Source organism: Streptomyces sp. NPDC047049, from assembly GCF_040643995.1.
GTDB lineage: Bacteria > Actinomycetota > Actinomycetes > Streptomycetales > Streptomycetaceae > Streptomyces > Streptomyces mooreae.
Map to the genome: position 1 here is coordinate 131,674 of NZ_JBEYVM010000011.1, position 15,782 is coordinate 147,455.

At 73.3% G+C, this 15,782-nt stretch carries 15 protein-coding genes; all 15 read left to right on the plus strand.

The genetic code is table 11. From position 1 onward, the window contains the following. Window positions 1-104: 104 nt before the first annotated feature. Window positions 105-1,349 carry a secretion protein snm4 gene (locus ABZ851_RS23805; RefSeq protein ID WP_361131015.1) on the plus strand — a complete coding sequence of 415 codons (1,245 nt, stop codon included), beginning with the start codon at window positions 105-107 and terminating at the stop codon, window positions 1,347-1,349. Window positions 1,350-1,413: 64 nt separating this feature from the next. Next, on the plus strand, window positions 1,414-1,566 hold the full coding sequence (locus tag ABZ851_RS23810; protein WP_361131018.1) for a hypothetical protein: 153 nt from the start codon (window positions 1,414-1,416) through the stop codon (window positions 1,564-1,566). Window positions 1,567-2,219: 653 nt separating this feature from the next. Next, window positions 2,220-3,281, plus strand: coding sequence for a hypothetical protein (locus ABZ851_RS23815; protein WP_361131021.1), 1,062 nt, complete (start codon window positions 2,220-2,222; stop codon window positions 3,279-3,281). 276 nt (window positions 3,282-3,557) lie between these two features. Further along, entirely contained in the window at window positions 3,558-3,959 is a 402-nt protein-coding gene (locus tag ABZ851_RS23820) for an NADH-quinone oxidoreductase subunit A (protein WP_361131024.1), read from the plus strand. After that, on the plus strand, window positions 3,950-4,624 hold the full coding sequence (locus ABZ851_RS23825; protein ID WP_361131027.1) for an NADH-quinone oxidoreductase subunit B family protein: 675 nt from the start codon (window positions 3,950-3,952) through the stop codon (window positions 4,622-4,624). The genes ABZ851_RS23820 and ABZ851_RS23825 overlap by 10 nt, the downstream gene beginning before the upstream one ends. Further along, the gene (locus ABZ851_RS23830) at window positions 4,621-5,904 is read left to right on the plus strand and encodes an NADH-quinone oxidoreductase subunit C (protein WP_361131030.1); all 1,284 of its coding nucleotides are present in this window, start codon (window positions 4,621-4,623) and stop codon (window positions 5,902-5,904) included. Before ABZ851_RS23825 ends, ABZ851_RS23830 begins: the two co-directional genes overlap by 4 nt. Beyond that, window positions 5,901-6,869: a complex I subunit 1 family protein gene (locus ABZ851_RS23835; RefSeq protein WP_235446528.1), complete on the plus strand. Its 969-nt coding sequence runs from the start codon at window positions 5,901-5,903 to the stop codon at window positions 6,867-6,869. Before ABZ851_RS23830 ends, ABZ851_RS23835 begins: the two co-directional genes overlap by 4 nt. Further along, window positions 6,866-7,561, plus strand: coding sequence for an NADH-quinone oxidoreductase subunit I (locus ABZ851_RS23840; protein WP_361131033.1), 696 nt, complete (start codon window positions 6,866-6,868; stop codon window positions 7,559-7,561). The genes ABZ851_RS23835 and ABZ851_RS23840 overlap by 4 nt, the downstream gene beginning before the upstream one ends. After that, window positions 7,558-8,196: an NADH-quinone oxidoreductase subunit J gene (locus tag ABZ851_RS23845; RefSeq protein WP_361131036.1), complete on the plus strand. Its 639-nt coding sequence runs from the start codon at window positions 7,558-7,560 to the stop codon at window positions 8,194-8,196. Before ABZ851_RS23840 ends, ABZ851_RS23845 begins: the two co-directional genes overlap by 4 nt. Next, window positions 8,196-8,558 (plus strand): NADH-quinone oxidoreductase subunit NuoK, encoded by a 363-nt coding sequence (gene nuoK / locus ABZ851_RS23850; RefSeq protein WP_361131039.1) that lies wholly within the window; start codon window positions 8,196-8,198, stop codon window positions 8,556-8,558. The genes ABZ851_RS23845 and nuoK overlap by 1 nt, the downstream gene beginning before the upstream one ends. Further along, window positions 8,555-10,552: an NADH-quinone oxidoreductase subunit L gene (locus ABZ851_RS23855; protein ID WP_361131042.1), complete on the plus strand. Its 1,998-nt coding sequence runs from the start codon at window positions 8,555-8,557 to the stop codon at window positions 10,550-10,552. The genes nuoK and ABZ851_RS23855 overlap by 4 nt, the downstream gene beginning before the upstream one ends. Before the next feature lie 201 nt (window positions 10,553-10,753). After that, on the plus strand, window positions 10,754-12,487 hold the full coding sequence (locus ABZ851_RS23860) for an NADH-quinone oxidoreductase subunit M (protein WP_361131175.1): 1,734 nt from the start codon (window positions 10,754-10,756) through the stop codon (window positions 12,485-12,487). Further along, window positions 12,487-14,052, plus strand: coding sequence for an NADH-quinone oxidoreductase subunit N (locus ABZ851_RS23865; protein WP_361131045.1), 1,566 nt, complete (start codon window positions 12,487-12,489; stop codon window positions 14,050-14,052). The genes ABZ851_RS23860 and ABZ851_RS23865 overlap by 1 nt, the downstream gene beginning before the upstream one ends. A gap of 301 nt (window positions 14,053-14,353) precedes the next feature. Further along, the gene (gene htpX / locus ABZ851_RS23870; protein ID WP_336049313.1) at window positions 14,354-15,214 is read left to right on the plus strand and encodes a zinc metalloprotease HtpX; all 861 of its coding nucleotides are present in this window, start codon (window positions 14,354-14,356) and stop codon (window positions 15,212-15,214) included. Between the two features lie 132 nt (window positions 15,215-15,346). Continuing rightward, window positions 15,347-15,739 carry a YccF domain-containing protein gene (locus tag ABZ851_RS23875; protein ID WP_361131048.1) on the plus strand — a complete coding sequence of 131 codons (393 nt, stop codon included), beginning with the start codon at window positions 15,347-15,349 and terminating at the stop codon, window positions 15,737-15,739. The last annotated feature ends 43 nt before the right edge of the window (window positions 15,740-15,782 follow it).

Here is a 15,782-nt window from a genome sequence, read left to right on the forward strand (position 1 = left end):
GTGGGGGTGGGGTTTCCCCCACCCGCCGCTGCCGACCGTGCTGGACAGCGCGTCGGAGGGGGGCCGTATCGTGTCGCGGTACGGAACGGGAGGGGGAGCGTGCGATGGCGCGGCGGTTGGTGACGGCGGACGGGTCGGCGCTTTCGCAGGACGATTCGCATGCTTCGGCGCGCGTGGCCGACGGCTCGGTGGTGCGGTTCGTGGGGGAGCACGGGGTGCCGGCGGCACCGGGGGCGTCGGCGGCACCGATGACGCCGACGGCGCCGGTGGTGCAGCACGCCACCGGTCGCGTCACCGAAAACGCCGCTGACGAGGCCGCTGACGAAGCCACAGGCGGTCCGGCGGTGCGCGGCCGCTGCTGGGACGAGCGGAGCCGCACGTGGACGGCCGGTGCGGCGAGCGTGCTGTTGGCGCTGGTCGCCGGGGTTGCGGCGGCGAGTTGGTACGGGCCGGGCCCGGCCGCGCTCTGGACCGGGGTCGTCGCAGTGCTCGCCGCGGCCGGTGGAGCTGCTGCCGGAGGGCTCGGACGGCGTCCGCTGGGCACCGCACTGCTGGTGTGCGGCGGCGCGCTCGGCACGCTCGCCTCCTGGCAGGCCGCCCCGCCCGGCGCGGCGCGGCTGGCCGCCGTCGGACTGACCGTTGCGGCCGCGCTCGCGCTGCTCGGCCTCCGTAGCGAGCTGGGGCGCGGCGGACTCGTCGGCGCGGCGGCGGTCGCGCTCGCGGTGGGAGCGTGGGAGGCCGCGCTGGCGCTGACCGGTGTGGCCCGTACGGGAGTCGTACTCGGCGTGGTCTCGGTGCTCGTGCTGGGCTACCTGCCCCGACTGGCGTTGACGGCGGCCGGGTTGACCCGGCTCGATGACCGGCGTTCCGGCGGCGCGCCGGTGAGCCGGCATCAGGTGGCGACCGCGCTCGGTGCGACCCACCGCGGCCTCGCGCCGGCCACCGTCGCCATGGCGGTCTCCGCGGGCGCGGCGGGAGTGCTCGCGGCCGGTTCGGAGGACGGCTGGTCGGTGACGGCCGCGGCGCTGCTGTGTCTGGTGACGCTTTCGCGTGCGCGTGCCTATCCCCTGGTGGCCGAGGTCGTCGCGCTGTTGGCCGCCGGTACGGCGGTGGGGGTGGGCCTGGTGTGGCAGGGGGCTGCGGACGGCGCCGGGGCACCGGGTGCGCTCGCCGCGCTGTGTGTGGCGGCGGTGCTGCCACTGGTGGTGCTCGCGGTGCGGGTGCCGGAACACGTTCAGGCCCGGCTGCGCCGGCTGATGAACCTCGTCGAGTCGGTCAGTGTGGTGGCGCTGATCCCGGTGGCCCTCGGGGCATGCGGGGTCTTCAGCCGGCTGCTGCCCACGTTCTGACGGAACCGGAAAGGGGGCCGCGGGACCATGTCAGCAGAGGGAACAACGGGAGCGAGCGGGCCGGGTGGACCTGTGCAAGCGGGTGGGCCTGTGCCGGCGGGTGGACCTGTACCGGCGGGTGGACCCGTACCGGCGGGTGGATCCGTTCCAGCGGATGGTCCTGGGCAAGGAGACGGGCAGCACGATCTGCCGGCCGGCCTTGGCGCGGCAGCGATGACGCCGGGGACGCCCGCGGAAACGGCCGCCGCGGAGGGTGGCCCGGGGGCTCGCCCTGGTGCGGTCAGCCTGGAGAAGAGCGGCACCGGCGCTGCCACCGTATGGGACACACCGCTGACGGCGCGGGCGGAGCCGAACGCGCCGGACGCCGGTGCGGTCGCGCCCGGCGCCATGCCTCCTGCCGTGCCTTCTGCCATGCCCCCGGTCACGGCCCCCGTCATGCCTCCTGCCATGCCCTCCGTCGGACCGCTGCCGGCTGCCGCTCCGCCGCCGCAGCCCGTACCGGAACCGGCACCCGCACCGGCCACGTACGGCGCACCTGCCGCGTTCGGCGCACCTGCCGCGTTCGGCGCGCCTGCCGCGTACGGCGCACCGGCCACGTTCGGCGCACCTGACGCGTACGGCGCACCTGCCCCCCAAGCCGCCATGGCTCCCCACGCCACGCCGCCCCCGTCCGCCACGCCGCCCCCGTCCGCCACGCCGCCCCCGTCCGCCACGCCGCCCCCGTCCGCCACGCCGCCCCCGTCCGCCACGCCGCCCCCGTCCACCGCGACGGCCCCCTCCAGCCCGGCGGCCTCCTCCACTGCCCCGCCCCCGCCCGCTCCTGTTCACAGGCCCACGCCCGTACGCCGGTCCCAGCCCACACCCGTCTCGGTGCCGCTGCTGCCGCCCGAGCTGGACGCCGTGCGGTCCAAGCCGCGGCACGGAGAGTCCGTCGCGCAGCGCGCGGGGCGGGCCGTGCGGAGGGCGATCGCCTCATCGCCCGCCGCGGAGACCGCCGCCGTCACAGAGACCGCGTACGCCATCCAGCAACCGGTGGCCACCGGCCGGCAGATCTCCGTGACGAGCATCCGGGGCGGTGCGGGCAAATCCACCGTCGCCGCCCTGCTGGCCCTCACCTATGCGCACTACCGCGCCGATCCGGTGCTGGCGATCGAGGCCGATCCGGCGCTCGGCACCCTGCCGCACCGGCTGGGCGCGCGGGAAGTGCGCTGGTCGGGCACCGACCTGGCGCAGATAGTGGATCCGTCGATGCTGATCACGGACCTGACCGGCTACCTGATCCCGTTCCCCGGCGGCGGCTGGCTGCTGCCGGGCAGCCAGGGCGCCATCGGGACGAGGCTGGACATCGACACCTACCGGGTGGTGATGACGTCCCTGCGCCGGTACTTCGCGACCACCGTCGTGGACTGCGAGACGCTGCCCGCCGAGGTGGCGCGGACCGCGCTGGTGACGACGCAGGCGCGGGTGCTGGTGTCCCCGGCGACCCCGGAGGGCGTGGCGGCCACCCGCTCCGTACTGGACTGGGCCGGAGGGCTCCACCCCGGCATGCTGCCCACGACGGTGGTGGTGCTCAGCCATGTGTCCCCCGATTCCGGGCTGGACATGCGCAGGGCCACCGAGCATCTGGGCGTCGGCGGCGCGACGGTGCTCCCGCTCCCTTATGACCGCCATCTCGCGGCGGGCGGCGCGATCCGCACGGAACTGCTCGGCGAACGGACGCTGCAGGCGGCGGCGCGCATCGCGGCCGAGGCGATGAACCGGGCCGTCTCGCGCGGACCGGGCCGGCAGCGTACGGGCCGGAGCACACCGGAGGCCCCGGACGGCGGCCCCTCCGGCCCCGCCCACCCCGGTCCGGCCCACTCCGGCGCCACTCACCCCGGTCCGGCCCACTCCGGCCCCGCCCACCCGCACGCCGGGCCGCCGCCCCGGTGACCGGCCGCCGCCCCGGCGACCAGGCGAGACCCACGACGAGACCCACGACGCCCGCCCCGCCCGGATCACCCCACGCCCGTCCGCTTCGTGAGACACCTTCTGAGACAACCGACCGCGCCGTCTACGCTGCCTGCCGCCCAGGTAGGGCGAAGTAGGGACAACCCCACCGTCCGCGACGATCCGGCTGCTCACCGCGGCCGGGGCAGGGCCTAGACTCCCGTCCGTACAGATCGTCGAAGTCGTTGAACAAGCGCAGTCAGGGAGCGAGGGGCGGACGTGCCGGACGCGACCGTGGGCACCACCGTCGCCGCGGACTATTTCCAGGGCTACTCGGTCGTCGGCGTCATCGCCGTGATCGGGGTGCTCTTCGTGGCCGTGGCGTTCGGTGCCGGGCGGCTGCTGCGGCCCGTGGTGCCGACGCCCGAGAAGCTGTTGACGTACGAGTGCGGCGTGGACCCCGTCGGCGAGGGCTGGGCGCACACCCAGGTCCGCTACTACGTGTACGCCTTCCTCTACGTCATCTTCGCCGTCGACTCGATCTTCCTTTTCCCCTGGGCGACGATCTTCGCCGCCCCCGGTTTCGGTGGTGTGACGCTGGTGGAGATGTTCATCTTCCTCGGCTTCCTCGCCATCGGCCTGCTCTACGCATGGAAGAAGGGCGTCCTGGAATGGACGTGAACCCCGCACCCCACGGGCCCGCGTCCGAGGGCGCCGGCCCCGAGTTCCTGCCGGAGCCGCGGCGCCTGGGCACCCTGGCCCGGCTCGCTCCCGAACCGATGAAGGTGGTCCTCAACTGGGGCCGCCGCTACAGCCTCTGGGTCTTCAACTTCGGCCTCGCCTGCTGCGCCATCGAGTTCATCGCCGCGTCCATGGCCCGGCACGACTTCATCCGGCTCGGCGTGATCCCGTTCGCGCCCGGCCCGCGCCAGGCCGACCTGATGGTCGTCTCCGGCACGGTCACCGACAAGATGGCGCCCGCGGTCAAGCGGCTCTACGAGCAGATGCCCGAGCCGAAGTACGTCATCTCCTTCGGCGCCTGCTCCAACTGCGGCGGCCCGTACTGGGATTCGTACTCGGTCACCAAGGGCGTCGACCAGATCATTCCGGTGGATGTGTACGTACCGGGCTGCCCGCCGCGTCCGGAGGCGCTGCTCCAGGGCATCCTCAAGCTCCAGGAGAAGATCGCCCGCGAGTCGCTGGGGGAGCGCTACGCGAAGGGCGGCGCGGCCCGGCCCTCCGCCGCCGCGCTGCGCAGCGGACTGGTCACGCCGCCCGCGCCGAAGCCGGCGGGCGGGGCGACAGCGGCGGATGAGCCGAAGGCGGCGGGGGAGGAGCCCCGATGAGCGAGCAGCCGGAACAGCAGCCGGAGCAGCAGGCGGAGCAGCAGGCGGAGACCGCCGCCCAGGCCGAACAGCCCGAGCGGCCTGTCGCCGAGCCCGTTGTCGGCTGGCTGCCGCGGCCCGCGAGCGAGATCTTCGGTACGGGGGCCACGGCGGAGCTGGCGTACGACGCGCTGACCGTCGACGTCCCCGTGGACGGCTGGCTCACCGCGCTGACGGCCGCCCGCGACGACCTGGGCTGCAGCTACTTCGACTGGCTGAGCGCCGTCGATGAGCCCGGTACCGGCTTCCGGATCTGCGCGCACCTCGCCGATGTGGCGCGGCCCGGCACCGTCCACCGGCTGATCGTGCGGACGACCGTGCCGCACGAGGCGGCCGTGCTGCCCACCGCCGTCGGTGTGTACGCGGGCGCGGGCTGGCACGAGCGCGAGACCCACGAGATGTTCGGTGTCGACTTCACCGGCCACCCGCACCTCGTACCGCTGCTGCTCCCGGAGAACTTCGAGGGGCATCCGCTGCGCAAGGACTTCGTGCTGGCGGCGCGGGTCGCCAAGGCATGGCCGGGGGCCAAGGAACCGGGGGAGTCCGAGCACGGCGGGCCCAAGCGCCGCCAGATGCTGCCCCCCGGCGTTCCGGACCCGAACGAGTGGGGGCCGCTGAAGGGCCAGCTGCCGCCTGCTCCCGCGCGCCCGGCGCGGGGGGCGCGGGCGGCCGGTGGTGCACGTGCGGCCGGTGGTGCCGCGGGCGAGCGGCCGGCGCGGCGTACGCGGACCGCGGGCGAGGGCTCGGCCGGCCAGCGACAGGCAGCGGGGGAAGCGACCGGGACCCCGGCGGCCGAGGCACGTCCCGAGCGGCCGGAGCGGCCGGAGCGCCCGGCGCGGCGTACGCGGTCGGCGAGCGAGGGTCCGGCCGGCCAGCGGCAGGCGGCAGAGGCGGTCGCGACCGGGACTGCCGCGACCGGGGCTGCCGCGACCGAGGGGACCCCTGAGGCGGCCGCGACCAAGGGGACCTCTGAAACGAGCTCGCCGACGAAGACCCCGTCGGCCGAGGCCCCGTCGACGGAGACCCCGGCCAAGGAGGCCGCGGCGGCTCCCCCGAAGGAGGCGGCTCCCCGCTCCTCGGACGCGCCCTGGCACCACGCCCGTCCGGCCTTCGACGAGCCGGAGAAGAAACCGGAGCCGGAGAAAAACGCGGAGCCGAAGGAGAAGGCGGAGCCGGAGCCGGCGGAGAAGCCGGAGCCGAAGGAGAAGCCGGAGCCGGAGCAAGGAGGCGACACCCCATGAGCGACGCTCTCGACATCGCGCTGCGCCTCGTCGCCGTCTTCGTCGTCTTCCTGGTCTTCCCCCTGGTCATCGGGCAGACCGAGCACAAGGTCATGGCCCATATGCAGGGCCGCCTCGGGCCGATGTACGCGGGCGGCTTCCACGGCTGGGCGCAGCTCGTGGCCGACGGCGTGAAGTTCGCGCAGAAGGAGGACATCGTTCCGGCCGGCGCCGACCGGCGGATCTTCCAGCTCGCGCCCGCCGTCGCCCTGCTGCCGTACCTCCTGGTCCTGGTCGCCATCCCGATAGGCCCGCACAACGCCGTGGGACAGGCCCTGGACGCGGGGATCTTCTTCGTGCTCGCCGTCATGGGCGTGGGTGTGCTCGGCTCGCTGATGGCGGGCTGGGCCTCGGCGAACAAGTTCTCGCTGCTCGGCGGTCTGCGGACGGCCGCGCAGCTGCTGGCGTACGAGCTGCCGATGCTGCTGGCCGCGGCCTCCGTCGCGATGGCGGCCGGCACGCTCTCGCTGCCCGGCATCATCGAGGCCTTCCACTGGTGGTGGGTGCCGTGGCAGATCGTCGGCGGCGTCGTCTTCTTCACCGCCGGGCTCGCCGAGCTGCAGCGGCCGCCGTTCGACATGCCGGTCGCCGACTCGGAGATCATCTTCGGTGCTTACACCGAGTACACCGGACTGCGCTTCGCGCTCTTCCTGCTCGCCGAGTACGCCGGCATCGTCGTGCTCTGCGCCCTGACCTCGGTCCTCTTCCTCGGCGGCTGGCACGGCCCGTTCGGCGCCGACGGCCTGGGCTGGCTGTGGACGCTGCTGAAGACCGTGCTCCTCGCCTTCGGCGTCATCTGGCTGCGGGTGACCTACCCGCGGCTGCGCGAGGACCAGCTGCAAAAGCTCGCCTGGACGGTCCTCATCCCGCTCGCCCTCGCCCAGATCGCCCTCACCGGCGTCGTCAAGGTGGTGATCTCGTCATGAGCTTCCCCGGCTCCGGCCTCGCCAAGGGGCTGGCCGTCACCCTGCGGACGATGACGAAACGATCGGTCACCGCGCAGTACCCGGACGTCCAGCCCGACCTCGCGCCCCGTACCCGTGGCGTCATCGGGCTGTTCGAGGAGAACTGCACGGTCTGCATGCTGTGCGCCCGTGAGTGCCCGGACTGGTGCATCTACATCGACTCCCACAAGGAGACGGTGCCCCCGGCCGCTCCCGGGGGCCGGGAGCGCAGCCGCAATGTGCTGGACCGCTTCGCGATCGACTTCGCGCTGTGCATGTACTGCGGCATCTGCATCGAGGTCTGCCCCTTCGACGCGCTCTTCTGGTCACCGGAGTTCGAGTACGCCGAGACGGACATCCGCGATCTGACCCATGAGCGCGACAAGCTCCGTGAGTGGATGTGGACGGTGCCCGAACCGCCGGCGCTCGACCCGGCGGCCGAGGAGCCCAAGGAGCTCGCCGCCGCCCGCAAGGCCGCGGACAAGCTCGCCGCCCAGCAGCAGGCCGAGGCCGAAGCCGAGGCCGAGGCCGCCCGGGCCCGGGCCCAGGACCCGACAGCGGATCAGGACCCGACAGCGGATCAGGACCCGACCGCCGATCAGGCCGGAGCCGCCGATCGGGCCACGGACCGGAACCGACCGGACCGACCGGACACCCCAGGGGAGGGACAGTGACGCTCGCCGCCGCAGCCGGCCACGGCTTTCTCTCGACCACCGGTGTCGAGATCGCCTTCCTCCTCGTCGGGATCGCCACCCTCGGCGCGGCCGTCATCACCGTCACCACTCGGCAGCTGGTGCACGCCGCCCTCTGGCTGGTCGTCGCCCTCGGCGGGATCGCCGTCGAATACCTGCTGCTGACGGCCGAGTTCATCGCCTGGGTGCAGGTGCTGATCTACGTCGGTTCCGTCGTCGTCCTCCTGCTCTTCGGGCTGATGCTCACCAAGGCGCCCATCGGCCGCTCCCCGGACGCCGATTCGGGCAACCGCTGGGCCGCGCTCGCGGTGGCCCTCGCCTCGGCCGCCGCCCTGGTCTGGGTCGTCGTGGATGCCTTCCGCACCACCTGGATCAGCTTCGGGGGCGCCGCCCAGGGCTCCACCGAGGCCTCCGGGCGCAGTCTCTTCCAGTACTGGGTGCTGCCCTTCGAGGCGCTGTCCGTGCTGCTGCTGGCCGCGCTCGTCGGGGCGATCGTGCTGTCCCGCAGGACGGGGGAGGAGCGGTCCGCGGCGGCGAGCCTGAAGAACGCCGCCTCTCCGGCTCCCGCCGCCTCCCGGGCCCCTGCCGCCCCCGCCCCGCGAGAGGAGCAGCGCTGATGCATCTCGTCTACCCGGCCGTCCTCGCCGTCCTCCTCTTCTGCACCGGGCTCTACGGCGTGCTCGCACGCCGCAACGCGATCCTGGTGCTGATGTCCGTCGAGCTGATGCTCAACGCCGTCAACCTCAACCTCGTCGCCTTCGACGTCTGGCTGCGCGACACCCTGCACACCGGCCAGGCCCTCACCCTCTTCACCATCGCGATCGCCGCCGCCGAGATCGGCATCGGCCTGGCGATCGTGCTGCTCGTCTACCGCAACCGCGGCAGCTCCGACATCGACCGGCTCCGCGATCTCGCCGAGAAGTCGGGCGCCACGGACGGGGACCCGCAGCCGGACACCACGGCGGAGGCCGCCGCGTGACCCTCACCACCACCGCCGTTCTCGTTCCCCTCCTGCCCTTCCTCGGGGCCGTCGCCGGTCTCCTCCTCGGCCGCCGTGCGCCCGGCTTCGTCCGGCCGCTGGCCGTGCTGCCGACGCTGACCGCGGCCGTGCTCACCGTGACCGTCGCCGTCGGACAGGGCACCGGGCCGGCCACCGACATCGCGACCGAGCTCACCCCGACCGGCTCGATCCCCATCGACCTGGCCCTGCACATCGACGGCTTCGCCGCACTGATCGCCGTCCTGGTCGGTGTCGTGGCGACCTGTGTGCAGATCTACTCCACCGGCTATCTGCGCGACGACCCGCGCTACCCCTCCTACGCCGCGCTGGTCTCGCTCTTCACCTCCGCGATGCTGCTGGTCGTCTACACCGGCGACCTGATGCTGCTGCTGGTCGGCTGGGAAGTCATGGGCATCTGCTCCTACTTCCTCGTCGGCCACTACTGGGAGACCGAGGCCGCCCGCGCCGCCTCCCTCAAGGCCTTCCTCGTCACCAAGCTCGGCGACGTCCCCTTCCTCTTCGGCATCTTCGCGCTGGCCGCCGATGCCGGAACCTTCCGCATCACCGGCATCCTCGGCTCCGTCGCCGCCGGCGGCCTGGATCATCCGACGCTGATCGCACTGCTGCTGCTCGCCGGTGTCGCCGGCAAGTCGGCGCAGTTCCCGCTGCACACCTGGCTCCCGGACGCGATGGCCGGCCCGACGCCGGTCTCGGCGCTGATCCACGCCGCGACGATGGTGGCCGCCGGTGTCTATCTCGTGGCCCGTCTCCTCCCCGTCTTCGCCGCCTCCGCGGCCGCGCTGGTGGTGCTCGCCGTCATGGCCGCGCTCACCATGGTCGGCTCGGGGCTGGCCGCACTGGCCCAGGACGACATCAAGCGTGTCCTGGCCTATTCGACGGTCGGACAGCTCGGCTACATGCTCGGCGCCCTGGCCGTCGGCGACCGCGGCGCCGCCGTCTTCCACCTCATCTCGCACGGTGCCTTCAAGGCCCTCCTCTTCCTCGGCGCCGGCGTGATCATCCACGCCGCCGGCACCAACTCGCTGGCCGCCATGTCCCGGATGAGCGGCCTGGCCCGGCGCATCCCGGACGCCTACTGGACGGTCACCGTGGCGCTGCTCGCGCTCGCCGCGATCCCGCCGTTCGCCGGCTTCTTCTCCAAGGAAGCCGTCCTGGGCGCCGCCGAACACGCCGCCACCGGCCACGCGCACGGCATCCCAGGTGCGGCCGGCTGGACCGTACTGGTCTCCGGACTGCTGACCGCCCTGCTCACCGCGGCCTACGCGACCCGCCTGTGGCTGCTGGCCTTCAAGGGCAAGGGCGTCGAAGCCCCCGACCACGGCCCGCAGCCGGTCGCCATGAACGCCGTCCTGTGGGTGCTCTTCGTCCCGACCGTCGCGCTCGGCCTCGCTGCCCCCTTCCTGCCCGGCTGGTTCGACGGGCGTTCCCTCGCGCCGACTCTGACCACCTCCGTCCTGGGCACCGGTATCGCCCTCGTCGGCGGCCTGGTCACCTATGCGGCCTGGCGGCACACCACCGCGCTCGCCGCCCGTATCCCCCTCGGCGCGGTCGTCGCCGCGCCGGACGCCACCCCCGCGATCGCCGAGGAGGTGGCCATCGACATCCACGCCCCGGCCTACGGCGACAACGCCGGCGCCCCGGACCCGGCGGACCCCGGCCGCCTCCTCCTTGGCCCGCTGCAGCGTCATGCCGCGGTCGGCTTCCACCTCGACGCCGTCTACTCCGCCCTCTTCGTCCGGCCCGTACGCGCCGCCGCCACGCTCGTGCGCTTCCTCGACCGCGCGGTCGTCGACACCTACGTCCGCGGCGCGGGCACCGCCCCCCGCCTGCTGGGCGCCGCGGTCCGCCGCGCCCAGACCGGGAACGTGCAGACCTACCTCGCCGCGCTGCTCGCGGGCTCGCTCGTCCTGGCCGTCGCCGCCGTCCTCGTCGCCACGGGCACGGGAGCCTGACCGATGCCGATGCCGATGTTCCACGCCCCTGGCGCACGTATGCCTGATGGCCGCACCCCCGGTGCACGTACGCCTGGCGCACGTATGCCTGACGGCCGCACCCCCGGTGCACGCACCCCGCACCCCCAGCCGACGCCCCTCGTGGCCGGGCTCGCCGGAGCCGAACCCCTGAGGAGGGCCTGACCCGTGAACCCCACCGCTCTGCAGTACCTCCTCGCGGCGGTCGTCGTCCTCCCCCTGCTGGGCGCGGCCGGCGCCCTGCTCCCGGCGCCCCCCGGCCTCAAGGGCCGCAACCCCGGCCAGGCCGTACTGCGCCACGGCGTGACCGTCACCGGTGTCGTGCTCGCCGCGGCCGTCGCGCTGGCCGCCGGCTTCGACCACGACCACCCGGCCCGTATGCAGGCCACCACCGACCTCAGCTGGATCCCGGCGCTGGACATCCGCATCCACCTCGGCGTCGACGGCATCTCGCTCCCCCTTGTCGTACTGACCGCGCTGCTGGCCTTCCTCTGCGCCCTCTACAGCTACTTCCGCCCGCCCGTCACCCACCACCGCCCTTCGAAGGAAGCGCTGCGCGCTACTCGTGCCCCTGAGGGCCCGTCCTCCAAGGCATTCGTGGCTCTGCTGCTCACTCTCGAAGCCGGTACCCTCGCCAGCTTCGCCGTCCTCGACCTGATGCTGTTCTTCCTCGCCTTCGAGATGGTCCTCATCCCGATGTACTTCCTCATCGCCCGCTGGGGCGGCGCGGGAAAGCAGGCGGCGGCCTGGAAGTTCATCCTCTACACGCTGCTCGGCTCCGTCGTGATGCTGCTCGGCCTCCTCCTCATCGGTGTGAAATCCGGCACCTTCGACATGGTGGCACTCGCCACTGACAACGGGCCGAAAGCGCAGCTCAGCCACACGGTTCAGCTGCTGGCAGTGCTCGCGGTCGGCATCGGACTGGCCGTCAAGTCCCCGCTGTGGCCGCTGCACAGCTGGCTGCCGGACGCCCACACCGCCGCCCCCACCGTCGGCTCGGTGCTGCTGGCCGGCGTCCTGCTGAAGATGGGCACCTACGGCTTCGTGCGGATCGCGCTGCCCATCACCCCCGAGGGCATGCACACCTTCGCGCCGTACCTCGCCGCGCTGGCCGCCATCGGCATCATCTACGGCTCGCTCGCCTGCCTCGCCCTCGTCCGCAAGGGCGCGGGCGGCGACCTCAAGCGCCTGATCGCCTACAGCTCCGTCGGCCACATGGGCTTCGTGCTGCTCGGCATCGCCAGCATGACCCCCACCGGCGTCAACGGCGCGCTGTTCGCCAACATCGCCCACGGCCTCATCACCGGCCTGCTCTTCTTCATGGTCGGCGCGCTCAAGGACCGCACCGGCAGCACCGACCTCGACACCCTGTCCCGCCCGTCGCCCGACCACCGCCCCTCGACGCGCGGCTCCGCCGCACCCCTCCCGTACGGCACCGGCGCCGCCCTCTACGGCAAGGCCCCCCGCTTCGGCGGTCTGCTCGCCTTCGCGGCGGTCGCCTCGCTGGGCATCCCCGGGCTGGCCGGTTTCTGGGGCGAGATGCTGGCGATGTTCGGCGCTTTCCGGCCCGCCGCCGGGCTCAGCCGCCCCGCCTTCCTGACGTTCATGGCGCTGGCCGGCCTCGGCACCCTGCTGACCGCCGCCTACCTGCTGCTCGTCGTCCGCCGTGTCTGCATGGGCGGCACCCCGGCGGCCGTGGAAGCCGCCCCGGCGGTCGAGGAGGGCACCGCGACGGCGGCCGAAGCGGCCACCGCGGCCCCGGCCGCACCGGCCCCCGTCATCCCCGACCTCGCGCGCCACGAGTACGCGGCCTGGACCCCCCTCGCCGTCCTCACCGTCCTCGCCGGACTGTGGCCCGCGGCCCTCCTCGGCCTCACCGACCCGGCCGTCCAGCAGCTCCTCGGAGGCGGTAAGTGATGAGCACGGTGACCTCTCTGGTCCAGTCCGTCGACTGGCTCGCCCTCGCGCCGCCCACCCTCGCCGCGGCCGTCGCCCTGGTGATCCTCGTCGCCGACCTCTTCCTCCCGGCGGCCCGCAAGCCGCTGCTGGGGTGGATCGCGACGGCGGGCCTGGCGCTCGCCACGCTGTCCCTGCTGCCCCTCCTGGACGGCGACCGCCGCACCTTCTGCCTGCCCGCCCACCCGGACGTGTGCAGCTATGCGGCCGACCCGTTCGCCCTGGTCATCCAGTTCCTGGTGCTCGGCGGGGCGCTGCTGACCGCCCTGCTGTCCATCGATACCGTCCGGGACCAGGACCTCCCCGCCGGCGAGTACTGGTTCCTGCTGCTCTCCTCGGCGGCCGGCGCCGCCCTGCTGCCCGCCTCCCGCGATCTGGCCACCCTGGTCATCGCCCTCGAAGTCGCCTCGCTGCCCGCCTTCGCGCTGGTCGGGCTGCGGCGCGGCGACCGGCTCTCCTCCGAGGCCGCGCTCAAGTTCTTCCTGTCCTCGGTGGCCGCCACCGCCGTGATGCTGCTCGGCGTGAGCTTCCTCTACGCGGCCACCGGCAGCCTGCACCTCTCCCGGGTGGCCCACGCCCTCACCCACCTGCCCGACCCGCGCCTGGCCACCCTGGCGAGCGCCGGCGCCGCCCTGACCCTGGTCGGCTTCGCCTTCAAGACGGCCGCCGCCCCGTTCCACTTCTGGGTGCCGGACACCTACGTCGGCGCGCCGCTGCCCATCGCCGGCTACCTCTCCGTGGTGGGCAAGGCCGTCGGCTTCTCCGGCCTGATCCTCGTCACCGTCCAGGGCTTCCCCTCGTACGCCAACGTCTGGGGCCCGGCACTGGCCGTCCTCGCCGCGCTCACCATGACGGTCGGCAATGTCGCGGCCCTGCGCCAGGACCCCCGCCGCGCGCACAGCGCCGTACGCCTGCTCGCCTGGTCCTCGGTCGGCCAGGCCGGCTACCTCCTGGTCCCGATCGCGGCGGCGGGCTACGCCCATGACCCGGGGCACGCCATCGGCTCCACCGTGGCCTACGCCCTGATGTACGCGGCCGTGAACCTCGGCGCCTTCGCGGTCGCCGCCCTGGTGGCCCGTACGAGCCCCGCGAACCGCATCAGCGACTACCGGGACCTGTACCACCAGCGGCCCGTAGTGGCGCTCGCCCTCGGCTTCTTCCTGCTCTGCCTCGCCGGACTGCCGCCCGGCATCATCGGCCTGTTCGCCAAGGTCACGGTCTTTTCGGCGGCCGTCGACGCGGGGCTGGCCTGGCTCGCCGTGATCATGGCCGTCAATGTCGTGATCGCGCTCTACTACTACCTGGAGTGGACCACGGTCCTCTTCCGGGGAGCCGGGGAAGCCGGGGAAGCGGAGGTCACCGGGGAGGCGGCAGGAACCGGAACCCCCGCCCCCGCGGGACACCCGGCCGGCGCCGCGGTCCCGGCCCCCCTGGCCACCGCCATCGCGCTCGCCGCCGTCCTCGGCATCGCCCTCTCCGGCGCCCCGCAGCTCGTCCTGCGCTTCGCCTCCGGGGCGCTGCTCTAACGGCTGCTTCCACCGTTGCTCCAGGCCGCCCCGCCCGGCCCGTCCTGCGGGAATCCTCACCGACGGCCGCACAGGACGACCACGGGCGGACACGGACGGCCCTATGGGCCCACACCGGCCTCCACCCCGCCCGTACGGCGCCACGCCCCGGCGGGCGCGCCCGGATGCCCTCCCCGGTGCGCCGGCGGCGGACAAGGGAACCTGGCTCGTTCATCTCGCGTTGACCAGTGAGTAAGGGTCCACTGGTCAGTGGAGAAACGCAGCACAGGGTTCCCCTGCCGCACCGCTTGGAGGGCGTACCGTGCACCGCCGGCACAACGGGCTCAGGACCGCCGTACTCCTCGGGGGCCTGTCCGCCCTCATCATCGTCATCGGCAGCCTCTTCGGCCGTACGGGCCTGATCATCGCCGTCGTCGTGGCCCTGGGCACCAACGCCTACGCCTACTGGAACAGCGACAAACTGGCCCTGCGGGCGATGCGCGCCCGCCCGGTCAGCGAGTTCGAGGCGCCACAGCTCTACCGCATGGTCCGTGAGCTCTCCACCGCGGCCCGCCAGCCCATGCCGCGCCTGTACATCTCCCCGACCCAGGCGCCCAACGCCTTCGCCACCGGCCGCAACCCCCGCAACGCCGCGGTCTGCTGCACCGACGGCATCCTCCAGCTGCTCGACGCACGCGAGCTGCGCGGCGTCCTCGGCCATGAGCTCAGCCATGTCTACAACCGCGACATCCTGATCTCCTCCGTCGCCGGCGCGCTGGCCTCCGTCGTGATGTTCCTCGTCAACTTCGCCTGGCTGATCCCGGTGGGCCGCTCCGACGACGACGAGGGGCCCGGCCTCCTCGGCATGCTGCTGATCATGATCCTCGGCCCGGTCGCGGCCTCCCTCATCCAGCTCGCCGTCAGCCGCTCGCGCGAGTACGAGGCCGACGCCGCGGGCGCCCAGCTCACCGGCGACCCGCTGGCCCTGGCCTCCGCCCTGCGCAAGCTGGAGACCGGAACCCGCCAGCTCCCGCTCCCGCCCGAGCCGCGCCTGGAGACCGCCGGCCACATGATGATCGCCAACCCGTTCCGGGGCGGCGGCCTGTCCCGGCTCTTCTCCACCCACCCCCCGATGGACCAACGGATCGCCCGCCTCGAAGACATGGCCGGCCACCGTCCCTGACGCCCCCGGTTCCACCGGGACCGGTGGCCGTCAGCAGGCACCCGGCGCATCATGAACGCAACGATTCACCGGGCTCCGCGCGTCTAGCACCGCAAGTACATTCTCCGCCGTGCCCGTGGAAGGCTGCTGATCATGAAGTTCATCCTCAACGTCCTCTGGCTGGTCCTCAGCGGCTTCTGGCTGGCGCTCGGCTACGTCTTCGCAGGCATCATCTGCTGCATCCTGATCATCACCATCCCGTTCGGCATCGCGTCCTTCCGGATCGCGGGCTACGCCCTGTGGCCCTTCGGCCGGACGACCGTCGTGCGCCACGACGCCGGCGCCGGATCGGCGATCGGCAATGTCATCTGGATCATCTTCGCGGGCTGGTGGCTGGCCCTGGGCCACATCGTCACCGGCATCGCCCTGTGCGTGACGATCATCGGGATCCCCTTCGGCATCGCCAACTTCAAGATGATCCCGGTCTCCCTGATGCCCCTGGGCCGCGACATCGTCCCCACCGACGAGCCGTTCGCCGCCCGCTGACCGCCCGCTGAGCGCGAGGGCCGCCGCCCGGGGGCCCTCGCGT

What these genes read in the sequence shown, in the direction of transcription:
- ABZ851_RS23805 (WP_361131015.1), top strand. Translation starts at nt 105, where the DNA reads ATGGCGCGGCGGTTGGTGACGGCGGACGGGTCGGCGCTTTCGCAGGAC.
- ABZ851_RS23825 (WP_361131027.1), top strand. Translation starts at nt 3,950, where the DNA reads ATGGACGTGAACCCCGCACCCCACGGGCCCGCGTCCGAGGGCGCCGGC.
- ABZ851_RS23830 (WP_361131030.1), top strand. Translation starts at nt 4,621, where the DNA reads ATGAGCGAGCAGCCGGAACAGCAGCCGGAGCAGCAGGCGGAGCAGCAG.
- ABZ851_RS23835 (WP_235446528.1), top strand. Translation starts at nt 5,901, where the DNA reads ATGAGCGACGCTCTCGACATCGCGCTGCGCCTCGTCGCCGTCTTCGTC.
- ABZ851_RS23840 (WP_361131033.1), top strand. Translation starts at nt 6,866, where the DNA reads ATGAGCTTCCCCGGCTCCGGCCTCGCCAAGGGGCTGGCCGTCACCCTG.
- nuoK (WP_361131039.1), top strand. Translation starts at nt 8,196, where the DNA reads ATGCATCTCGTCTACCCGGCCGTCCTCGCCGTCCTCCTCTTCTGCACC.
- ABZ851_RS23865 (WP_361131045.1), top strand. Translation starts at nt 12,487, where the DNA reads ATGAGCACGGTGACCTCTCTGGTCCAGTCCGTCGACTGGCTCGCCCTC.
- ABZ851_RS23875 (WP_361131048.1), top strand. Translation starts at nt 15,347, where the DNA reads ATGAAGTTCATCCTCAACGTCCTCTGGCTGGTCCTCAGCGGCTTCTGG.